We start from the raw sequence: 19306 nt of genomic DNA, 5'->3' as shown, positions 1-19306 counted from the left end.
GGTTGCAGGGGCGTGAACGGATCCGTTAACGCCGTTGTTACGCCGGTTCGGGTACGAACGTCGGCATGCGGGTTCTGGTGGCCGAGGACGAACGCGACCTGGCCGATCTCGTGGCGGTGGGGTTGCGCCGCCATGCCATGGCCGTTGACGTGGTGTACGACGGGGCCGCAGCGGTGGAGCGGCTGGCGGTGCACGACTACGACGTTCTCGTGCTGGATCGGGACCTGCCCGAGATGCACGGCGACCTCGTGTGCCGTGAGCTGGTGGCGCGCGGAAGCCGTACGCGGATCCTGATGATGACGGCGGCGGCGTCGGTGCCGGAGCGAGTCGCGGGTCTCGGGATGGGGGCCGACGACTACCTGCCCAAACCGTTCGACTACACCGAGCTTGTCGCACGGGTGCGGGCGCTGGGGCGGCGCAGCCGGTCGCAGGTACCGCCGGTGCTGACGCGTCACGGAATCGTGCTCGACACTCACCGGCTGCAAGCCTCGCGGGACGGGCGGCACCTGCACCTGTCGCTCAAGGAGTTCGCCGTCCTTGAGGTGCTGATGAGGGCGGACGGCGCGGTCGTGAGCTCCGAACGGCTGCTTGAAGAGGCATGGGACGAGAACGCCGATCCGTTCACCACGGTGGTGCGGGTCCTGGTCAGCCGCCTACGGGCCAAGCTGGGCGCCCCGCCGTGCATTCAGACGGTTCCCGGTGCGGGATACCTGCTGTGACGACGATCCGGGTACGGCTCACGCTGATCTACTCCGGACTGTTCCTGCTGACCTCGGTCGTGTTGCTGGTCACGGTCAACCTCCTGCTGCGCCGGACGCTGGATGCGCGGATCGCCCGGCTGGCAGGGGGAGCGGTGGCGCCGACGCGGAGGGTGCCGGGCGATCGGCCGCCGCCGCTCCCGCGGCTGCCCGAGCTGGCGAACGGCGTGATCGGCTACCAGTGGCAGGTGACCGCGTTGACGGTCGGGATCCTGGCGCTTGTCTCGTTGGTCGTCGGATGGCTGGTCGCCGGGCGAATTCTGCGGCCCATCCACCGGATCACCGCCACGGCGCAGCGGCTGTCCCTGTCGACCCTGCACGAACGGATCGCGCTCGCCGGGCCGAAGGACGAGCTGAAGGAACTGGCCGACACCTTCGACGCGATGCTCGACCGGCTCGAACGCTCCGTCGCGGGGCAGCGGCGGTTCATCGCGAACGCGTCCCACGAGTTGCGGACCCCGCTGGCCGTCCAGCGGGCGGCGATCGAGATCGGGCTCCCCGAGGACGTCGGCGAGATCCGCGGCACGCTTCTGCTTCACAACCGCCGCGCGGAGAACCTCATCGACGCCTTGCTGGTCCTGGCCCAGGCGGAACACGGCCTGGACAACAGGAGTCCGGTGGCCTTGGACCAGGTGGTACGGCTTGTCCTGGCGGAGAGGCGTTCGGACGGCGTCACCGTGACACAGCGGGCAGAGCCGTTCGTCGTCGATGGGGACCCTGTCCTGCTGAATCGGCTCGTCACCAACCTCCTCGACAACGCGGTTCGCTACAACCATCCCGGCGGAACCGTTGGGGTAACGCTCTCCCGTGGAGTGTTGACGGTCCGGAACACCGGCCCGCATGTGCCCCAGGAACGTTTCGGCGATCTCTTCGAGCCCTTCCGGCGGCTGCAAACGACCCGTGGGCAGGGCGCCGGCCTCGGGTTGTCGATCGTCGCGGCGATCGCGAAGGCTCACGGGGCCGACGTGCGGGCGAACCCCAACCCGGGTGGCGGGTTGGAGCTCGTCGTGGTCTTCGCGGGATCAGAGGGCACATCCTCCACAGGAGGAACACCAGAGTGAGCTGGACAGGCCACCGCCACCGCCCGGCGACCGGCTACTGATCGTCCGCACCGGGGCGAGGTCTCATGGCTTCACTGTGAGATCCCGCCCCGCTCACCGAGTGCCCAACCCTTACGGAGTGATGACGTGTGCGGCGCATCGCCACTGGTCAGCCCTAATGTGAAGATGTGATCAGCTTCAGCGGGCCGGTGACGACGCCCGGCAGCGAAGAGCGTTCCGCCGACTCCTCCGGCGAGCGGGCGCCGGCGGCCGGACCGTTCACCGACAGTACGGTTCCGCATCGCCGGGCGGCGCTCGCGGTGTGGGGCGCGATCATCGTGGCCGGGTTCGGGGTCGGCGCGATCCTCCGGAGCACCGGGCATCTCCCGGTGGACCGGTTCCCGCCGCTGCACGCGGACCCCCGGCTGCTGATCGGACCGCTGCTGCCCGCGGTGGTCGTGGGGCTGGTCGCGGTCGCGGTCCTGCCGATCGCCGCCCGCCGCCTGCCGTGGCGGTCCGTGCTCCTGACCGCGTGGCTCGGATCGGCGCTGTGGGCCGTCGCCCTTCAGCTGCCGGACGGCCTCGCCCGCCCGCTGACCGCCCCGACCGAGTACCTCGCGGGCCTGCCCGCGATCGGCGACGATCCGCTGCGCTGGCTCCGCGGATTCGCTGGGGCCATGCAGGCGTACCCGACGCACGTGAAGGGCCATCCACCGCTGCCGACCCTGATCCTGTGGGCGCTCCAGCGGGCAGGACTGCGCGACGCGGGCTGGGCGGCGGCCCTGGTGATCACCGCCGGGAGCTCCGCCGTGGCCGCGATCGCGATCACCGTCCGGAGGCTGGCCGGCGCCGACGCGGCCCGCCGGGCGGTGCCGTTCGTCGTCCTCGCACCCACCGCCCTCTGGGTCGCCACCAGCATGGACGCCCTCTTCCTCGGCGTCGCCGCCTGGGCGGTGGCCCTGGTGACCATCGCCGCCACGCGGCCCGCTCCGGACGGATTCGAGCCCGTGGCCACCGCCCACGACGAACCGGCGTCCGTACATTCCCCGCCTGTGCATTCCCCGCCTGCGCTTTCCGCGCCTGGGGACGCCGCGCTCCGGGGACTTCCACCGCTCCGCTCTACGCCGGGGGACCGTGGGCCGGGAACGCGGGGAGGGGCGGCGCTCGGGTGCGCGTTCGCGGGTGGGCTGCTGCTCGGTTCCCTGCCGTACCTGAGCTACGGGTTGCTGCCGATGTTCGCGCTGCCGCTCGCCGTCCTCGTCCTGACCCGCCCGCCCCGAGCGGTCCTCGGTGCGCTGGCCGCAGGGTGTGTGGTCGTGCCCGCCGCCTTCACGCTCGCCGGATTCTCCTGGTTCGAGGGGGTCGCCGGGACGCACACGGCCTGGGCGGCGGGCGGCGGAGCGCGCGCCCGGCCGTACGCCTACTTCCTCGTCGGCGACGTGTCCGTGCTGGCACTGCTGATCGGCCCCGCGACCGCCATGGCCCTGCCGACCGTGCTCAGGCACACGGCCGCCCTTGCCAAAGCGTTGCTCCCCGGCGGCCCGGCCGACCCCGGCGAGAATCGGTGGCGCGGTACGGGCCGCGGTGCGCTCCGGTGGCGCGGTGCGGGACACAGCATGCTTCGGTGGCGCGGCGCGGAGCGCGCCGAGTATCGGCCGGCCGGTGCGGGGCACAGCGCGTTTCGGTGGCGCGGTGCGGGTGGCGAGCGCGTTGCCGCCGAGGGGCCTGGCGGTTCCGTGTGGATCGGGCGGCTGGGCTGGCCGGTCGCCGCCGCGCTCGCCGGGATGATCGCCCTCGACCTGTCCGGGGTCACGCGCGGTGAGGTGGAGCGGATCTGGATTCCGTACGCCGCGTGGACGACGATCGCGCCCGCCGTCGTTCGCCCGCCGGCCCGTACGCTGCTCCTTGCGCAGGTGGCCACCGCCCTCGTGATCCAGGCCCTGGCGAGGTCGCCATGGTGAGGTCCGAGACCGGCCGCGTCCTCGTGGTCGACGACGATCCGACCGTCGCCGACGTCGTGTCCCGCTACCTCGTCCGCGACGGGCACGAGGTCGTCTGCGTCGCCGACGGGTACGCCGCGCTGCGCGCCGCCGAGGAACGCCCCCCGGACCTGGTCGTCCTCGACCTCATGCTGCCCGGCATCGACGGCCTGGAGGTGTGCCGCCGGCTCCGCGAGCGCTGGCCGGTGCCGATCGTCATGCTGACCGCGCTGGGCGAGGAGACCGACCGCCTCATCGGCCTGGAGACGGGCGCGGACGACTATGTCACCAAGCCGTTCAGCCCGCGTGAGCTGGCCCTGCGCGTGAAGTCCGTCCTGCGGAGGGCGCGCGGCGCGCTCGCCCCGACCGGTGAGACGATCACCGACGGCGACCTGACCGTGGACGCCGCCGCCCATGAGGTGCGGCTCGGCGGCGAGGAGATCTCCCTCACCGCTCGCGAGTTCGACCTGCTGGCGTTCCTGATGCGCCATCCACGGCAGGCGTACACCCGCATGGACCTGCTCCAGAAGGTCTGGGGCTGGGAGTTCGGCGACTCGTCGACGGTCACCGTCCACGTCCGCCGCCTGAGAGAGAAGATCGAAGAAGACCCCACCGCGCCCCGGCGGATCCTCACCGTCTGGGGTGTCGGCTACCGATACGAGCCGCTCACATGATTCCTTTCACCGCGTTCGCCGAGGTGGTGGCGTACGCCGCCGGGGCCGCGCTGCTCGCCGGCGCCGTCGGCGTCTCGGCGCTGTACGCCCTGCGCGGGCGCTCCATCGCCACCCTGGTGGCCGTCGTCTCGGCCGCGACCGTCCTGGCCACCGTCGCGGGCATCGTGGCGATCACGCTGAAGATGCTGATCAGCGACCATGACCGGTCCGTCACGCTGACCGTCACCGTGATCGGCGGGCTCGTCGGGCTCGGGGTGTCCCTGCTGCTCGGCCACCGGCTGATCGGCGGCACGCGTTCGCTGCTGGTGTCCGTGCGGCGGGCGGGGGAGACCGGGCGGTTCCGCCCGCCGGAGCGGCGGCTGCCCGCCGAACTCGCCGAACTCGGCACCGAACTGTCCACCGCCTACGAGAACCTCGACGCCGCCCGCGCCCGCGAACGCGCGCTGGAGAGCAGCCGCCGCGAGCTCGTCGCCTGGGTGAGCCACGACCTGCGTACGCCGCTGGCCGGGCTGCGGGCCATGGCGGAGGCCCTCGAGGACGAGGTGGTGGCCGACAGGGCGACGGTGCGCCAGTACCACGCGCAGATACGGGCGGAGACGGACCGGCTCACCGCGATGGTGGACGACCTGTTCGAGCTGTCCCGGATCCACGCCGGGGCGCTGCGGCTCTCACGGCAGCGGGTCGGCCTCGGCGACCTGGTGTCGGAGACGGTCGCCGGGACGGAGCCGCTGGCCCGGGCCAAGGGCGTCCGGCTGCGCGGGCAGGCGCAGGGCGTCCTGCCCGTGGAGGTGGACGCCGCCGAGCTCGGCCGGGCGCTGCGCAACCTGGTGGTGAACGCGATCCGGCACACGCCGGAGGACGGCGGCGTGGAGATCGTGGCGGGCGCGGAGGAGGGCATGGCGTACGTCGCGGTGTCCGACGCCTGCGGCGGGATCCCCGACGAGGACCTGCCGCGCCTGTTCGACGTCGCCTTCCGGGGCGAGGCCGCACGGACGCCCGGCGGCGGGGCCGGTCTCGGCCTGGCCATCGCCCGCGGCATCGTCGAGGCCCACGCAGGCGAGATCGGCGTCTCGAACGCGGGCCCCGGCTGCCGCTTCGTCGTCCGCCTTCCCCTGGGTGTCTGATTCTCGGTGGTGGGCTGCCGATCGCCGTCCGGTTTCCTCCGGGTCTGATTCCCGGTGGCGGGCTGCCGCTTGCTGTCCGGCTTCCTCCGGGGTCTGAGTCGGCGGGGTTCGGCGAGCCGGTGATCGGGCCCGTCGACGTCGACGCGGCCTGCGGCGAGAGCGTCTCCGGCCGGCCCGCGCCGGCCGGTCGGAGCCCGCTCGACCGCGTCGGCCCGCCGGCGTCGACGGGGGCTCAGGACCGTGCGGCGAACTCGGCCATGCCGTCCTCGAAGGGGATCACGGCCTGGAAGCCGAGCTCCGTACGGGCCCGGTCGGGGGAGGCGACGACGTGGCGGACGTCGCCCAGCCGGTATTGGCCGGTCACGACGGGGTCGGGCCCGCCGTACACCTTGGCGAGGGCGGCCGCCATCTCGCCGACCGTGCGCGGCTCGCCGCTCGCGATGTTGTACGCCCGGAGCGCGCCGGACGGCGGTTCCGCCGACTCCAGGGCCAGGACGTTGGCGCGGGCGACGTCCCGTACGTGGACGAAGTCGCGGCGCTGCCCGCCGTCCTCGAAGACGCGTGGGGGCTCGCCGCGTTCGAGGCTGGAGCGGAAGATCGCGGCGACGCCCGCGTACGGGGTGTCGCGCGGCATCCGCGGCCCGTACACGTTGTGGTAGCGCAGCGCCACGACGCTCCCGCCGGTCGCGCGGGCCCAGGACGCGGCGAGGTGCTCCTGGGCGAGTTTGGAATCGGCGTACGCGTTGCGGGGGTCGACGGGCGCGTCCTCGCCGACGGTGCCCGGCGTCAGCGCCGCGCCGCAGAGCGGGCAGCGGGGCTCGAACCGGCCCGCGGCGAGGTCGGCCTCCTCCCGGGGGCCGGGCCGTTCCCTTCCGTGCGTGGCGCAGTCGTACGCGCCCTCGCCGTAGACCACCATCGACGACGCCAGCACGAGCCGCCGTACGCCCGCCCCGGCCATCCCGGCGAGCAGGACGGCCGTGCCGAGCACGTTCGTCGAGGCGTACGCGGGCAGGTCGGAGACGTCGACGCCCAGCCCGACCTTGGCCGCCTGATGACAGACCGCGTCGGCGCCGATGAGACACCGCGCGACGGTCGCGGCGTCCCGGACGTCCTCGCCCGACCGCAGGTCGAGCGGGCGCACCTCATGGCCGCGCTCCTGGAGGGTCTCGACGATGTGGGATCCGATGAACCCGGCGGAGCCGGTCACGAGCACGCGCATGTCCGCACGGTAACCACGGCGGGGCGGCCGGAACCCGGTCGGCGGCGAGCCGTCCGTATTCCGTAAGAATCACCGCGTTCGGGATCAGGCGGCGACCACGGCGTCGAGGTTGCCGGCGATCCGCTCCAGAAGGTTCATCAGGGTGTCGTAGTCGTCGCTCGACAGGCCCTCGACGACGCGGGCGCGCGCGGCGTACATGCGCTCCCCCGCGCGGGCGTGCGCGTCCCGGCCGGCGTCGGTGAGCGCGAGGTCGCCGTCGTCGGTCCGGGTGACCCAGCCGCGGCCGGCGAGCTCGTCGACGTACGGCCGCATCGTGGGCTCCTCGTCGGAGACGAACGGCGCCAGGGTCCGGTCCAGATCCGCCGGGCCGAGCGGGCCGGAGGCGATCGTGTTGAGCACCTGCCAGAGCCGCCGGTTCAGCCCTTCCTCGGCGAGCACGCGACGGCCCATCTCCTCGATGCGCTGGTCGATGTGCTTCACCCAGTAGCCGAACGGGCGGGTCTGGCGTACGTCGGAACGCTCCTGCATGGTGCCCTCATTTCCATGTAAAAGTGCATGTGTTTGTAAGCTAGCATCCATGGATCCGGTACGGCAACAAGAGGCGCTGGTGGCGGTGGAGCGGGCCATGGTCGCCATCCGGCGAAGCCAGACGCGCCGCGCGATGAGCAGGCTCGGACGGGATGTCGAGGGCGTCGCCTTCGATCCGACCGTCTTCGGCGTGCTCGACGCGATCGAGGGGATGGGGCGGTCCTGCACGGTCACCGAGGTGGCCGCCGCGCTCGACGTCGATCAGCCGCGGGCGAGCCGCCTGGTGTCGCGCGCGGTCGACGCCGGCCTGCTCGTCCGCCTGGCCGATCAGCGGGACGGCCGCCGCACGCCCGTCGCGCTCACCGACCTCGCCCGGGAGGGGCTCGATCGGATGCACCGGTTCCGGCAGGAGACGTTCGCGCGGGCGATGGCCGGCTGGTCGGACGACGACCGGGCCGCGTTCGCCCGCCTGCTGACCTCGTTCGTCGAGTCCTTCACCGCGCAGACCACGGCCCCAGGCACCGGTGAAACTTTCAGCGAGGATCGGCCGCCTCCAGGCCGGCCGGCGGACCGGTGACCAGCGCGGGCGTGCCGGCCCGCCGTGACCGCAGGCCCCGGCGCGCGCCGCAGTTTTGACACGCCGTTCCGTACCACGGAATCTGCTCCTGATCGGGTGACCCTTCAGGAGGTGCCATGTCCCGGGAGAGACGCGTCGGTACGGCCACGGTCCTCGCGTCGTCGCTGGCGTTGACGACGGTCTCCGCGCTCGGCACGCCGGCCTCGGCGGCCACGGTCGTCACCGTCGCGGGTGACGGCAGCGGGAACTTCACCACGGTCCAGGCCGCCGTCAACGCCGCTCCTTCCAACGGCTCCGGCTACGAGATCGACATCAAGCCGGGCACCTACCGGGGCACGGTCTCGGTCCCGTCCGCCAAGACGCACGTCACCTTCAAGGGCCTCGGGTCCGGCAGCAGCCAGGTCGTCATCGTCGAGAACCACGCGGCGAGCCAGTACGGGACGCAGGGCAGCGCGACGGTGGCCGTGTCCGCGAACGACTTCCACGCCACGAACCTGACGTTCGCCAACGACTACGACGAGGCGAAGAACGGCAGCTCGCAGGCGGTGGCCCTGGACCTCAACGCGGACCGAGCCGTCCTGGACAACGTGCGCGTCCTCGCGAACCAGGACACCCTGCTGCTGTGGACGGCGAGCACGAGCACGGTCGGCCGCTCCTACATCCGCGCGTCCTACATCGAGGGTGACGTCGACTTCATCTTCGGCCGGGGGACCGCGGTGTTCGACCGGTCGGAGATCCACTCGCTGAGCCGTGGCTCGTCGAGCAACAACGGGTACGTCACCGCGGCGGCCACGAACAACACCAATCCCTACGGCTTCCTGTTCTACCGGTCGACGCTGACGAGCAACGCCGCCGCCAAGTCGGTCTACCTCGGCCGCCCCTGGCACCCGTCCGGCGACGCCAACGCGGTGGGTCAGGTGCTGTTCCGCGAGTGCACGCTCGGCGCGCACATCCGCAACGACCCTTGGACGGACATGTCCGGGTTCTCGTGGAAGGACGCGCGCTTCTCCGAGTACACGAACACGGGCGCCGGCGCGGCGGTCAACTCCAACCGGCCGCAGCTGAGCGCCTCCCAGGCGCCGTCCTACACGCCGGCCCGCTACCTGGCCGGTTCCGACGGCTGGAACCCGATCTACTGACGGAGGCTGAGATGCCCGTACGGAGACCTCGGCCGCGCAGGTGGCTGCCCGCCCTGAGCGCGCTGCTGTTCGCCTGCGCGTCCCCGGTGGCGGCCGGATCGCCCGCCGTCGCGGCTCGTCCGGCGGCCCCCGGCGGGGCGGCGGCGGTGCCGTCCGCGTCCTCGCCGGTGACCGGCAACGCGACGTGGTTCACCGGGCTCGGCTCTCCGTACGGCGGGTGCGGGCTGCCGCAGGCGAACCTCGACAGCCAGGACTTCGTCGCGCTCAACGTCTTCAACACCCCGCACGACTACAACGGCTATCCCCGTCCGATCGCGGCGGCGGACGCGGCGCGCATGGGGATCTTCGCCAACGGCCAGAACTGCGGCCGGTACGTCCAGGTCACGATCGGCGACTACTGCACGGGCGTCAACGACGGAGCGCCGAACCAGGCGTTCTGCCGGAACGGCTCCTGGGTCTCCGACGCCTACAACGGCGCGACGTTGACCATGCAGGTGGCCGACAGTTGCGCCGACGGCAACGCCTGGTGCCGCGATGATCCGTACCACCTCGACCTCGCGCAGGCGTCGCTGAACCGGTTCGCCAAGAACGGCGTACCGGTCGGCGACATGTACCCGAACCACTGGAACAACCGGCACATCAACTGGCAGTTCGTGCCCGCGCCCGGCTACAGCGGCGACATCAAGATCGGGTTCCTCCAGGGCGCGCAGGTCTGGTGGCCGGCGCTCGCCGTCTCCCACCTGCCGAACGGGATCCACGGCGTGCAGTACTACGACGGGAGCACCTGGAAGAACGCGACGATGGACAGCGACATGGGCCAGGCGTACGTCATCGCCCCCACCGTGAGCGCGGGCCGCGACTACCGGATCCGGGTCCTGGACGCCTCCGACACGCTGGTCGGCGGCGGCCGCGTCTACTCGTTCTCCCTCCCGTCGTCCTGCGCGAACTCCTGCGGCCCGGCGTACACCCCGGTGACCTACACGACGAGCGCCGGCTGACCGCGGGCGAAGTGGCTCGTGTCTTCCGGCGAGCAGTGGCTCTTACCGGTGCCGCGTGCGCCCCCGTACGGTCGCCGTGTGATCGTCTTCGCGCACCTCAGCGACACGCACCTCGACGGGACGCCGCGCGCCGCCGCGCGTACGGAGGCCGTCATGACGTACCTCGACCGGCTGCCGTACGACCTCGACGCCGTGCTGGTCACCGGGGACATCGCCGACCACGGCCTGCCGGCCGAGTACGAGGAGGCGCGGGCGGCCCTGGCGTCGCGGCACCCGGTGCTGATCTGCCCGGGCAACCACGACGTCCGCGCCCCGTACCGTCAGGTGCTGCTCGGCGAGCCGGCCGGCGACGGCCCCGTCAACCGGGCACACCGCGTCGCGGGGGCCGTGTTCGCGATGTGCGACTCCTCGATCCCGGGGCGGCCCGACGGCCGTCTCGACGACGAGACCCTGACCTGGCTGGAGGGGGTGCTCGCCGAGACGCCGTCCGGAACGCCGGTGTTCGTCGTCTTCCACCACCCGCCCGTCGTCCTGCACGCCCCGTACGTCGACGCGATCCGGCAGTTCGGCGAGGACCGGCTCGCCGGGCTCATCGGCCGTCACCCGGACGTCGTCGCCGTCCTGTGCGGCCACGCCCACACCCCGGCGGTGACGACGTTCGCGGGCCGGCCGCTGCTGGTCGCGCCCGGGGTCGTCTCCACCGTCCGGCTGCCGTGGGAGACCGGCACGTGGGGTACGGGCGCGGACGGCCTCGTCGACCTCGACATCCCTCCCGCGCTCGCCTTCCACGTCCTGGACGACGAGGGGCGGCTGACCAGCCACTACCGGGTCGTCACGCCCTGACCACCCACTACCCGGTCGTAACGTTCTGACCGTCCGCGTTCACGGGCCGGTGACCTGCCAGGTGACGTCGTGCGGGGTGAGGAAGCCGAGGAAATCCGCCGGGTCGAACGCCTGAGCCGGGGTCAGCGCCCCCGCCCGCCTCTCGCCGGAGGCCCTGCCCTCGCCGGCCGCGAGCCGCCGGGCCCCCTCCACGGCGATCACCGCGGTGAGCCTGTACGGGTCGGGGCCGGTGACCCACCCACGGGCGCGGCCGCCACGGCCGTCCTCGGCCTGGGCGACCATGAGCCACTGGGCGGCCCGGCGGGAGTCCTCGTCCGGCGTCTCGGGGATGCTTTCCACGACGTCCGGCGTCAGCGCCAGGAACGCGGCGGCCACCTCGGCCGCCACGACGCTGCGGACGCGGTGCGCCGTCACGTGGCGCGGCACGGTGGCGACCCCCGGCAGCGGGAACGGTGTGACCGGCACCTCCTCGTCCGCGCCGGGTACGGCGAGCGACGCGGGCGCGTCGTCACCGGCCGGGACCCAGGCGCCATCGACGTAGTCGAGCGGCCCTTCGGCGAACACCTCCGCCATCGTTCGCGCGGTCCCGCGTGAGGCCGCACCGGGACGCCGCATGTCGGCGATGAGCAGCTCCTCGACCGGTGAGACCCGCTCGGCCGTCAGGTGCGCGATCAGGTCGCCGGGGCCGCCGTCGTCGGCGAGTCCCGGAACGACCGCGACTCCGGCGCGTTCGGCGTCGGCGTCGTACGCCGCCAGGATCCGGTTGATGTACCGCTGCTCGCCGGTGGTGTCGACATAGTGTCGGCCCGCCGCGATGGCGGCGCGCACCACGGTCTCGCCCCAGGACGTGAACGGCCCCGCGCAGTTGACGACCGCGTCGCAGTCGCCGAACGCCCCGGCCAGTGCCACGGGGTCGTCCAGGCCCGCGACGCGGACGTCCCCACCTCCGGCCTCCGCCGCGGCCTTGCGCAGGCGTTCCTCGTTCCGGCCGACCAGGACGGGGGTCATGCCCCGGCGGAGTACCTCGGCGACCGCGAGCCGGCCGGTGAATCCACTGGCGCCGTAGACGGCGATCCTCATCACGTTCTCCCTGAAGGTCTCGGGCGGGTCGCGGTGCGTCCGCGACCTCGCCCGGGAATCACCGTAGGAATCGCGAGAGGCCGATCCCATGCCCGTAAGTCCACGTTCCATGCCCGATCGTCTCGCCGGAGCGCGATGGGCCGTACGGTTGGTGCATGGACGTGCTGAGCGACGCGGTCGCGGCGATGCGCACGGGCCGGCCGCACTCCTCGCGGACCCGGCTGCGCGCCCCGTGGGGGATCCAGTTCCAGCCGCAGGAGGGCGCCGGGTTCCACGTGATCCTGCAGGGGTCGTGCTGGCTGATACCGGCACGTGGCGAGCCCATCGCGCTGAACGTCGGCGACGTGGCCTTCCTGCCGCGCGAGCTCGGTCACGGGATCGCCGACTCCCCGTCGCGGCGCCTGGCCGAAGTCCGCCTCGCCTACGACGACCTGCCGCTCCACGGCGACGGCCTCACCCTAGGCGCGCACGCGGGCGACGGGTCCGGCGCCCGGACCGAGATGCTGTGTGGCGCGTACCGCCTGGACCACTCGCGCGCCCACCCGCTGCTGACGGAACTGCCCGACGTCGTTCACCTGCCCGCCCGCGTCGGTCGGCATCCCGCGCTGCGCGCCGCGATCGACCTGCTCGGCCACGAACTCGGCGCCCGCCCCCGCCCCGGCGGAGACGCCGCGCTGTCCGGGCTGCTGGACCTGCTCCTGCTGTACATCCTTCGCGCGTACTACGAGGACCAGCCCGATGAGGTGACCGCCGGCTGGGCCGCCGCGCTGCGCGATCCCGCCGTCGCGGGCGCGCTGCGAGCCGTCCACGAGGACCCCGCCCGGCCGTGGACGGTCGAGTCGCTCGCCGCCCAGGCGGGGCTGTCGCGGGCGGCCTTCGCCCGGCGCTTCACGGTGATGGTCGGATCGCCGCCGCTGGCCTACCTCACGTGGTGGCGGATGACGATCGCGGCGCGGCTCCTCCGCGACACCGACCTGCCATTGCGCTCCGTGGCCGAACGCACCGGCTACACCTCGGAGTTCGCCTTCGCCCGGGCGTTCAAGCGGGAGTTCGCGACCGCGCCCGGCCGGTACCGCGCGGGCTCACCGGACACCAGGTCATCGCTCACCGGCTGACAACGCGTTGCGGCGATCCCGGCCACGGCGCGGGCCGATCGGACGCCCGATACGGGCGAACAACGCGTTCCGGCGCTCCTGGTCGCGGCGCGTGCCGGTCCGACGCTCGGTCATCGCTCACGGGCCGACAACCTCTGGTCACGGCGCGGGTCGGTCGGACGCCGGGTCGCCGCTCACGGGTTGACAACGGCTGCGGCGCTCCTGGTCGCGGCGCGGGTCGGTCGGACGCCTGGTCATCACTCGCGGGCCGACAGAGCGCTGCGGCGCTTCCGGGTGACCTCCTGGCCGATCGCGAACAGCAGCCACGCGAACGCCGTACCGTCGTCGATGACGCCGACGGGCAGGAACACGTCCGGGATCAGGTCGACGGGGGAGAGGATGTAGACGACGACGGCGATCATCGCGATGATCTTGCCCTTGCTCGTCCGGTACACCCGGTCCTGTACTTGCGCCTGCACACCGCCCCGGATCACCCCTGCGGGCGACCGTGCTCCGGCCGACCGGGGAGTACGGCGCAGCCGCACGATGCCGACGACGAGCAGGACGCCGCCGACGACCATCCCGACGATGCCGAGCGTGCGAACGTCGAGGGTCCCGACGTCACCGCCGACGGCGAACGTCAGGATCGCGCCGACGAAGAGGACGAGAGCGCCCAACCAGGCCATTGCTCCTCCGGGAGGTTGAGGACACCAGCGAGTATCTCCCGCTTTCGCCCACCTATGCGCAGCGCATGCGGCGACCACCGTACGGGCGTCCGCGCCACGCGCCGTCAGTGAGACGCCGTACGGGAGACATCGGTGCCGTGGGGCGGCCGCCGTACGGGGGTCGGCGCCGTGCGGCAGTCACCGGACGCGTACGGGGGCCGTGCCGCCGTCAGTGGACGCCGTACAGGGCGGTGCCGGGCCGTCGTCAGCGGACGCCGCGGGGGCGGAACTGGATGCTGATGCGGGGACCGCACGGCCGGGCGGTCTTCGGGATGGCGTGCTCCCAGGTGCGCTGGCAGCTGCCGCCCATGACGATGAGGTCGCCGTGGCCGAGGTCGTACCGCAGGGTCGTGCCGCCGCCGCCGCGCGGGCGGAGCGTCAGCGCGCGGGGCGCGCCGACCGAGATGATCGCCACCATGGTGTCGTGCGTGCTGCCGCGCCCGATGGTGTCGCCGTGCCAGGCGACGCTGTCGCGGCCGTCGCGGTAGAAGCACAGCCCGGCGGTGCGGAACGGCTCGCCGAGTTCGGCGGCGTAGTGCGCGTCCAGGGCGCGCTTCGCCTCGTCGAGCGCCGGGTCGGGCAGCGGCTCGCCCTCCTCGTAGAACTTCAGCAGGCGGGGCACGTCGACGACCCGGTCGTACATGGGCCGCCGCTCGGCGTGCCATGGGACGGTGTCGCGCAGCCGCTCGAAGAGCGTGTCCGCCCCGGTCACCCAGCCCCGCCGCACGTCGATCCAGGCCCCACGGTCGAGGACCGTGCGGTGTACCGACGAGCCGAGCGGGCCGAGGCCGATCTCGTCGTCGAAGTCGAGCAGCGACGCCTGGAAAGCCCCTGTCATACGACGAGTCTACGCATCCGTTCAAACGCGTGTTCGATCAAAACGGATCCTCTCACTTCTTGTTCTCGGTGCCGGCGACTCCAGGCCGGGTGAGGTTTTCGGGGACGACGACTCGTTCGTACAGCTCGCGGCTCACCCCGGATTTCAGGGCGGCGTCCTTCAGCGACAGATCCTCGTCGAGGGCCCGGTGGGCGATCTGAGCCGCCTTGTCGTAACCGATGACCGGACTGAGCGCGGTGACCATCATGATGGAGCGATCGAGGTTGGCCGTGAGCCTCTCGGGGTTGAGCCGGGCACCTTCGACCAGGTAGACGCGGAAGTGCTCGATCATGTCCGACAGGATCCGCACCGAGTGCAGGATGTTGTTGATGACGACGGGGCGGAAGGCGTTGAGCTCGAAGTTGCCCTCCCCGCCGGCGATCGAGACGGCGGTGTCGTTGCCGATCACCTGGATGGCGACCATCAGCATCGCCTCGGCCTGGGTGGGGTTGACCTTGCCCGGCATGATCGACGACCCCGGCTCGTTCGACGGGAGGATGAGTTCGCTGAGGCCGGTGCGCGGGCCCGACGCCAGCCAGCGCAGGTCATTGGCGAACTTGAACAGTGGCGCGGTCAGCGCGCGTATCGCCGCCGAGGTGCGGACGAGCGCGTCGCAGGAGGCCTGGGCGGCGAACTTGTTGGGCGCGCTGGTGAACGGGCGGCCGGTCAGGTCGGCGATCCGGGCGGCGACCTCGTCGCCGAAGCCCGGCGGGGCGTTCAAGCCGGTGCCGACCGCGGTGCCGCCGATCGCCAGCCGGTACAGCTCGCGCTCCACCATGCGCAGGTGCTCGGTGGCGTCGGTGAGCTGCGCGACGTAGCCGGACCACTCCTGCCCGACCGTGAGCGGGGTGGCGTCCTCCAGGTGGGTACGGCCGATCTTCACCACGTGTTCCCACTCGCGGCTCTTGGCGTGCGCGGCCTGCCGGAGCCGGTCCAGGGCGGGCAGCAGCCTGGTCTCGATCATCTCGACCGTGGCGATGTGCATGGCGGTGACGAAGGTGTCGTTGGAGGACTGGCCCATGTTCACGTGATCGTTCGGGTGCACGGGGTCCTTGGTGCCGAGCCTGCCGTCGACCAGCTGGATGGCCCGGTTGGAGATCACCTCGTTGACGTTCATGTTCGACTGGGTGCCCGAGCCGGTCTGCCAGACGTACAGCGGGAACTCTTCGTCGAGGTCGCCGCGGATGACCTCATCGGCGACGCGGGCGATCAGATCGGCCTTCCACCGCGGGAGCCGGCCCGCGGCCGCGTTGACGATCGCCGCGGCCTTCTTGATGTAGCCGTAGGCGTGGTAGATCTCTTTCGGCATCCGGTCGTGGCCGATGTCGAAGTGGATCAGGGATCGTTGGGTCTGCGCGCCCCAGTAGCGGTCGGCGGGCACTTCGATTTCGCCGATGGAGTCGGTCTCGGCGCGGGTACCGGTGGCCGTGAGGCCGATGGGCAGGTCCTTGACCTGCGGTATGTCGTGGGTGGTCATGGCTATCGTCCTTTGACCTGCCGGTAGACCGGCTGCCACATCGCGTCCTGCACGGCCTGGACGGGTTCTTTGAGGTCGGCGCGGGCGAGGTTCTCCCGCGCGGCCTGTTCGGCGACCGCGACCGCGACGGTGGCTGAGATCTCCCGGAGGTTCTCGACCTGGGGGAGCAGTGAGGCTCCCCGCGCGGTCACGTCGACCAGGCCGGCGACGGCCTCGGCCGCGGCCTGCAGCATGCCGTCGCTGATGCGTCGTGCGCGGGAGACGATCGCGCCCAGGCCCAGGCCGGGGTAGAGGAGGGCATTGTTGGCCTGGGCGATGGTGTGGGTGACGCGGTGGTAGGTGATGGGGTTGATCGGGATGCCGGTGGCGATCAGTGCCCGGCCGTCGGTCCAGTGGAGGAGGTCGTCGGGCATCGCCTCGATCCGCTCGGTGGGGTTGGAGATCGGGAAGATGATGGGCCGGTCGACGGCATCGGCCATCGCGCGGACGATGTGTTCGGTGAAGGCGCCGTGTGCCGTCGAGGTCCCCAGCAGCATCGTCGGCTTGACCCGTTCGACGGTCTCGAGCAGGCCGATGCCGCCGTCGTGCCTCGTCCAGCCGGCGACCTCGGAGGCCGGGCGGGCGTAGGGCTGCTGGAAGTCCCGTAGACCGGTCATGTCGTCGACGAGGAGGCCCTGTTTGTCGATGGGCCAGATGCGGCGGGTGGCGGTGTCGTGGTCCAGTCCGTCCCGGACCATCGCGGCGCGCAGCTGGTCGGCGATTCCGATTCCGGCGGTGCCGGCGCCGAAGACGACGATCCGCTGGTCGCGCATCGGCGTGCCGGACGCCCGTACGGCGGTGAGCATGGCGGCGAGCACGATCGCGCCGGTGCCCTGCATGTCGTCGTTGAAGGTGGGGATCCGGTCGGTGTACTTCTCCAGGATCCGCCGGGCGTTGGAGGGGCCGAAGTCCTCCCAGTGCAGCATGGCGCCCGGGAACATCCGGGTGGCCGTGGTCACGTACGCGTCGATGAAGTCGTCGTAGCGCTGCCCGCGTACCCGGGCGTGCCGGTTGCCGACATATCCCGGGTCGTTCAGCAGCGCCTCGTTGTCGGTGCCGACGTCCAGCGTGACCGGGATGACGCGCGCTGGGTCGATCCCGGCGGCGGCGGTGTAGACGGCGAGCTTGCCGGCCGTGATCCCGGCGCCACCGCCGGCGCCCCAGTCGCCGATGCCCAGGATCTCTTCGGCGTCGGAGGCCACCACGAGGTCGACGTCGTCCGGGCCCAGCCCGAGGTTGGTGAAGGCGCCTTCGATGCCGTCGATGTGGTCGACGGACAGGTAGACGCCGCGTGGCCGGCGGTATTCGTGGCTGTAGCTCTTGATGGCCTGCCCGACGGTGGGGTCGTAGACGATCGGGAGCATCTCCCGCAGGTGGTCGGCCAGCAGCCGGTAGTACAGGACCTCGTCGCGGTCGCGCAGCGCCTCGAGGTAGACGTTCTTGAGCAGGTCGGTCGACTGCGCCTGGTACTGCGCGTACGCCCGGCGGGCCTGCTGTTCGATCGTCTCGACCGCGGCCGGGAGCAGGCCGTGCAACCCGAGTTCGTCGCGTTCCCCGGGCGTGAACGCCGTGCCCTTGTTCAACAGCGGCTCGCGCAACACCCCCAGCCCACGCGCGGAGGTGACGTAACCGTCGTCCGTCTCTTCGAACGTTCGGGTGGCTCCAGCCGGCCGCCCATGCCCATCGTTCGGCATCGTCGCTCCCAAGTCCCGGGTTCCTCCCCTCAGCCGTGCCCTGGGGAGCCAGGAACCCGGTAAAGCGGGCTGCAAGCCTTCCTATGTCTTGATTTACGGACCGTCCCGCTCGGGGTACGCGATCGTCAGAGCGTCAGCCGCCAGTCGTTGCAGCGCATCGGGCGCCCCGGCGGGTACTCGAAGTCGCAGGGACCCAGCAGGGTGAAGCCGAGTTTCCGGCAGATCGCGTTGGACGCGGGATGGTCGACGGACGGGTACGCGTGCAGGAACCGGTGCCGCCGCTCGGCACGGGCGAGCTCGACGACGAGACGGCCCGCGGCGGTCGCCAGCCCCCGCCCGCCGAACTCCGGCAGGATGCCCCAGCCCGTCTCGTAGACGGTCTCGCCCCGCCACTCGCGCTCCCAGTACCCGATGTTGCCGACGGCCGTGCCCTCCGGGAGTACGACGACGCGGAACATCCCGCCGGACCCATCGCCTCCCACCTCCAGGTAGCGCCGGTGGCGGCTGAGGACCTTCTCCTCGGTCTCCGGGCCGCCGAGGTGCTCCGTCATCTCCGGAGCGTTGATGCGCCGCAGCAGGTCGAGGTCGCCCTCGGCCCACGGCTCGATCCGGACCTCGGGGGCGGTGGTCGGCTTCGGCACGTCATCGTCCTTTCCCGGGTGGCCTACGGCGTCGGGCCGCGTGGGCCCGCCGCCGATTGCGAGAACATGGGTCTCGCAACGAGGCAAGTATGCTCTGAGAAAACTAAGTTTGTCACCATTAACCTTTGGAAGTTGGGGCCCATGATGACCGACGGGGCCGACGCGCGCGACGACCGTGAGTCCGGGCCGGGCTCCGGCCTCCGGCCGCGGATCGGGGACCGGCTGCGGCGCGCGCGACGGCAGCGGGAGCTGACGATCGAACAGCTCGCCCAGGCCACCGGGCTGACCAAGGGATTCCTCTCCCAGGTCGAGCGGGACCGCGCCAACGTGTCGGTCGCGTCCCTCCTGCGGATCTGCGAGGTGCTCGGCGTACGGGTGGGAGAGCTGTTCGACGACGGGGAGTCCGGTCTGGTGCCGGCCGACCGCCGGCCCGCGCTGCACTTCGGCGGCACCGAGGTCCAGGACTACCTGCTCACGCCTCGTACGAACCGGCACATCCAGGTCATCCACTCGACGGTGGCGCCGGGCGGGAACAGCGAAGACGATGGGGATCCGCCTTATCGCACCCGCTCCGACGCCCAGTTCATCCACGTCACGAAGGGGGAGTTCGAGATCACCCTCGACGGCGAGGTGTTCCTGCTCAGGGCCGGCGACTCGCTGACCTTCACCGGGCGGGAGAACTTGAGGAGCTGGCGCAACCCGTCGGCGGACGAGGACGTCGAGCTGCTGTGGATGCTCACGCCCTCCCTGTTCTAACCGCCGGTGACCGATCAGTTGATCTTTCGGGTGTACACGATGAG

General features: G+C 71.9%; 19 protein-coding genes. 11 read left to right on the top strand and 8 right to left on the bottom strand.

What is annotated here, in order from left to right:
• The first annotated feature begins 65 nt into the window (after positions 1-65).
• The 5 genes from ABEA24_RS46580 (at position 66) to ABEA24_RS46560 (ending at position 5575) form a co-directional block, all read left to right on the top strand.
• Complete coding sequence (locus ABEA24_RS46580; protein ID WP_345441372.1) at positions 66-719, top strand: response regulator transcription factor; 654 nt, start codon at positions 66-68, stop codon at positions 717-719.
• Entirely contained in the window at positions 716-1819 is a 1104-nt protein-coding gene (locus ABEA24_RS46575; protein ID WP_345441369.1) for a HAMP domain-containing sensor histidine kinase, read from the top strand. The genes ABEA24_RS46580 and ABEA24_RS46575 overlap by 4 nt, the downstream gene beginning before the upstream one ends.
• Positions 1820-1986: 167 nt before the next feature.
• Complete coding sequence (locus ABEA24_RS46570; RefSeq protein ID WP_345441366.1) at positions 1987-3759, top strand: hypothetical protein; 1773 nt, start codon at positions 1987-1989, stop codon at positions 3757-3759.
• The gene (locus tag ABEA24_RS46565) at positions 3753-4451 is read left to right on the top strand and encodes a response regulator (protein WP_345441363.1); all 699 of its coding nucleotides are present in this window, start codon (positions 3753-3755) and stop codon (positions 4449-4451) included. Before ABEA24_RS46570 ends, ABEA24_RS46565 begins: the two co-directional genes overlap by 7 nt.
• On the top strand, positions 4448-5575 hold the full coding sequence (locus ABEA24_RS46560; protein ID WP_345441360.1) for a sensor histidine kinase: 1128 nt from the start codon (positions 4448-4450) through the stop codon (positions 5573-5575). The genes ABEA24_RS46565 and ABEA24_RS46560 overlap by 4 nt, the downstream gene beginning before the upstream one ends.
• Positions 5576-5807: 232 nt before the next feature.
• Here ABEA24_RS46560 and ABEA24_RS46555 read toward each other — a convergent pair whose 3' ends face one another.
• Both ABEA24_RS46555 and ABEA24_RS46550 read right to left on the bottom strand, forming a co-directional pair.
• Entirely contained in the window at positions 5808-6794 is a 987-nt protein-coding gene (locus tag ABEA24_RS46555) for an NAD-dependent epimerase/dehydratase family protein (RefSeq protein WP_345441357.1), read from the bottom strand.
• 84 nt (positions 6795-6878) lie between these two features.
• Complete coding sequence (locus ABEA24_RS46550; RefSeq protein WP_345441354.1) at positions 6879-7322, bottom strand: MarR family winged helix-turn-helix transcriptional regulator; 444 nt, start codon at positions 7320-7322, stop codon at positions 6879-6881.
• Between the two features lie 49 nt (positions 7323-7371).
• On the opposite strand from ABEA24_RS46550, the gene ABEA24_RS46545 reads away from it, so the two are divergent.
• From ABEA24_RS46545 to ABEA24_RS46530, 4 genes are all read left to right on the top strand, one after another.
• Positions 7372-7899 (top strand): MarR family winged helix-turn-helix transcriptional regulator, encoded by a 528-nt coding sequence (locus ABEA24_RS46545; RefSeq protein WP_345441351.1) that lies wholly within the window; start codon positions 7372-7374, stop codon positions 7897-7899.
• A 116-nt stretch (positions 7900-8015) separates the two neighbouring features.
• Positions 8016-9038: a pectinesterase family protein gene (locus tag ABEA24_RS46540; RefSeq protein ID WP_345441348.1), complete on the top strand. Its 1023-nt coding sequence runs from the start codon at positions 8016-8018 to the stop codon at positions 9036-9038.
• A gap of 11 nt (positions 9039-9049) precedes the next feature.
• A complete protein-coding gene (locus ABEA24_RS46535) occupies positions 9050-10036 on the top strand; it encodes an RlpA-like double-psi beta-barrel domain-containing protein (protein ID WP_345441345.1) in 987 nt (328 codons plus the stop codon).
• Positions 10037-10114: 78 nt separating this feature from the next.
• Positions 10115-10879 carry a metallophosphoesterase gene (locus ABEA24_RS46530; RefSeq protein WP_345441342.1) on the top strand — a complete coding sequence of 255 codons (765 nt, stop codon included), beginning with the start codon at positions 10115-10117 and terminating at the stop codon, positions 10877-10879.
• A 39-nt stretch (positions 10880-10918) separates the two neighbouring features.
• On the opposite strand, the gene ABEA24_RS46525 is transcribed toward ABEA24_RS46530, so the two are convergent.
• Entirely contained in the window at positions 10919-11959 is a 1041-nt protein-coding gene (locus ABEA24_RS46525) for a saccharopine dehydrogenase family protein (RefSeq protein ID WP_345441339.1), read from the bottom strand.
• A 155-nt stretch (positions 11960-12114) separates the two neighbouring features.
• Here ABEA24_RS46525 and ABEA24_RS46520 point away from each other — a divergent pair, with 155 nt between their 5' ends.
• The gene (locus ABEA24_RS46520; RefSeq protein ID WP_345441336.1) at positions 12115-13074 is read left to right on the top strand and encodes an AraC family transcriptional regulator; all 960 of its coding nucleotides are present in this window, start codon (positions 12115-12117) and stop codon (positions 13072-13074) included.
• Between the two features lie 236 nt (positions 13075-13310).
• On the opposite strand, the gene ABEA24_RS46515 is transcribed toward ABEA24_RS46520, so the two are convergent.
• The 5 genes from ABEA24_RS46515 to ABEA24_RS46495 form a co-directional block, all read right to left on the bottom strand.
• A complete protein-coding gene (locus ABEA24_RS46515; protein ID WP_345441333.1) occupies positions 13311-13739 on the bottom strand; it encodes a YkvA family protein in 429 nt (142 codons plus the stop codon).
• A gap of 244 nt (positions 13740-13983) precedes the next feature.
• Positions 13984-14616 (bottom strand): alpha-ketoglutarate-dependent dioxygenase AlkB, encoded by a 633-nt coding sequence (locus ABEA24_RS46510; RefSeq protein WP_345441330.1) that lies wholly within the window; start codon positions 14614-14616, stop codon positions 13984-13986.
• Positions 14617-14668: 52 nt separating this feature from the next.
• Positions 14669-16132 (bottom strand): class II fumarate hydratase, encoded by a 1464-nt coding sequence (fumC, locus tag ABEA24_RS46505; protein WP_345441327.1) that lies wholly within the window; start codon positions 16130-16132, stop codon positions 14669-14671.
• Between the two features lie 2 nt (positions 16133-16134).
• On the bottom strand, positions 16135-17865 hold the full coding sequence (locus tag ABEA24_RS46500) for an NAD-dependent malic enzyme (protein ID WP_345441324.1): 1731 nt from the start codon (positions 17863-17865) through the stop codon (positions 16135-16137).
• A 125-nt stretch (positions 17866-17990) separates the two neighbouring features.
• Positions 17991-18506 (bottom strand): GNAT family N-acetyltransferase, encoded by a 516-nt coding sequence (locus ABEA24_RS46495; RefSeq protein ID WP_345441321.1) that lies wholly within the window; start codon positions 18504-18506, stop codon positions 17991-17993.
• 141 nt (positions 18507-18647) lie between these two features.
• On the opposite strand from ABEA24_RS46495, the gene ABEA24_RS46490 reads away from it, so the two are divergent.
• Positions 18648-19262 (top strand): helix-turn-helix domain-containing protein, encoded by a 615-nt coding sequence (locus tag ABEA24_RS46490; RefSeq protein ID WP_345441318.1) that lies wholly within the window; start codon positions 18648-18650, stop codon positions 19260-19262.
• The last annotated feature ends 44 nt before the right edge of the window (positions 19263-19306 follow it).

The sequence above is a fragment of the Actinoallomurus vinaceus genome, from assembly GCF_039542055.1.
Lineage (GTDB): Bacteria > Actinomycetota > Actinomycetes > Streptosporangiales > Streptosporangiaceae > Actinoallomurus > Actinoallomurus vinaceus.
The sequence above is the reverse complement of the archived record's forward strand: the minus strand, read 5'-3'. Positions and strand labels throughout refer to the sequence as shown.

Excerpts from the sequence above, each read along its gene's own strand:
- ABEA24_RS46580 (WP_345441372.1), top strand. The coding sequence starts at position 66 with ATGCGGGTTCTGGTGGCCGAGGACGAACGCGACCTGGCCGATCTCGTG.
- ABEA24_RS46565 (WP_345441363.1), top strand. The coding sequence starts at position 3,753 with ATGGTGAGGTCCGAGACCGGCCGCGTCCTCGTGGTCGACGACGATCCG.
- ABEA24_RS46560 (WP_345441360.1), top strand. The coding sequence starts at position 4,448 with ATGATTCCTTTCACCGCGTTCGCCGAGGTGGTGGCGTACGCCGCCGGG.
- ABEA24_RS46555 (WP_345441357.1), bottom strand. The coding sequence starts at position 6,794 with ATGCGCGTGCTCGTGACCGGCTCCGCCGGGTTCATCGGATCCCACATC.
- ABEA24_RS46550 (WP_345441354.1), bottom strand. The coding sequence starts at position 7,322 with ATGCAGGAGCGTTCCGACGTACGCCAGACCCGCCCGTTCGGCTACTGG.
- ABEA24_RS46545 (WP_345441351.1), top strand. The coding sequence starts at position 7,372 with ATGGATCCGGTACGGCAACAAGAGGCGCTGGTGGCGGTGGAGCGGGCC.
- ABEA24_RS46540 (WP_345441348.1), top strand. The coding sequence starts at position 8,016 with ATGTCCCGGGAGAGACGCGTCGGTACGGCCACGGTCCTCGCGTCGTCG.
- ABEA24_RS46535 (WP_345441345.1), top strand. The coding sequence starts at position 9,050 with ATGCCCGTACGGAGACCTCGGCCGCGCAGGTGGCTGCCCGCCCTGAGC.
- ABEA24_RS46525 (WP_345441339.1), bottom strand. The coding sequence starts at position 11,959 with ATGAGGATCGCCGTCTACGGCGCCAGTGGATTCACCGGCCGGCTCGCG.
- ABEA24_RS46520 (WP_345441336.1), top strand. The coding sequence starts at position 12,115 with ATGGACGTGCTGAGCGACGCGGTCGCGGCGATGCGCACGGGCCGGCCG.
- ABEA24_RS46515 (WP_345441333.1), bottom strand. The coding sequence starts at position 13,739 with ATGGCCTGGTTGGGCGCTCTCGTCCTCTTCGTCGGCGCGATCCTGACG.
- ABEA24_RS46510 (WP_345441330.1), bottom strand. The coding sequence starts at position 14,616 with ATGACAGGGGCTTTCCAGGCGTCGCTGCTCGACTTCGACGACGAGATC.
- fumC (WP_345441327.1), bottom strand. The coding sequence starts at position 16,132 with ATGACCACCCACGACATACCGCAGGTCAAGGACCTGCCCATCGGCCTC.
- ABEA24_RS46500 (WP_345441324.1), bottom strand. The coding sequence starts at position 17,865 with ATGCCGAACGATGGGCATGGGCGGCCGGCTGGAGCCACCCGAACGTTC.
- ABEA24_RS46490 (WP_345441318.1), top strand. The coding sequence starts at position 18,648 with ATGATGACCGACGGGGCCGACGCGCGCGACGACCGTGAGTCCGGGCCG.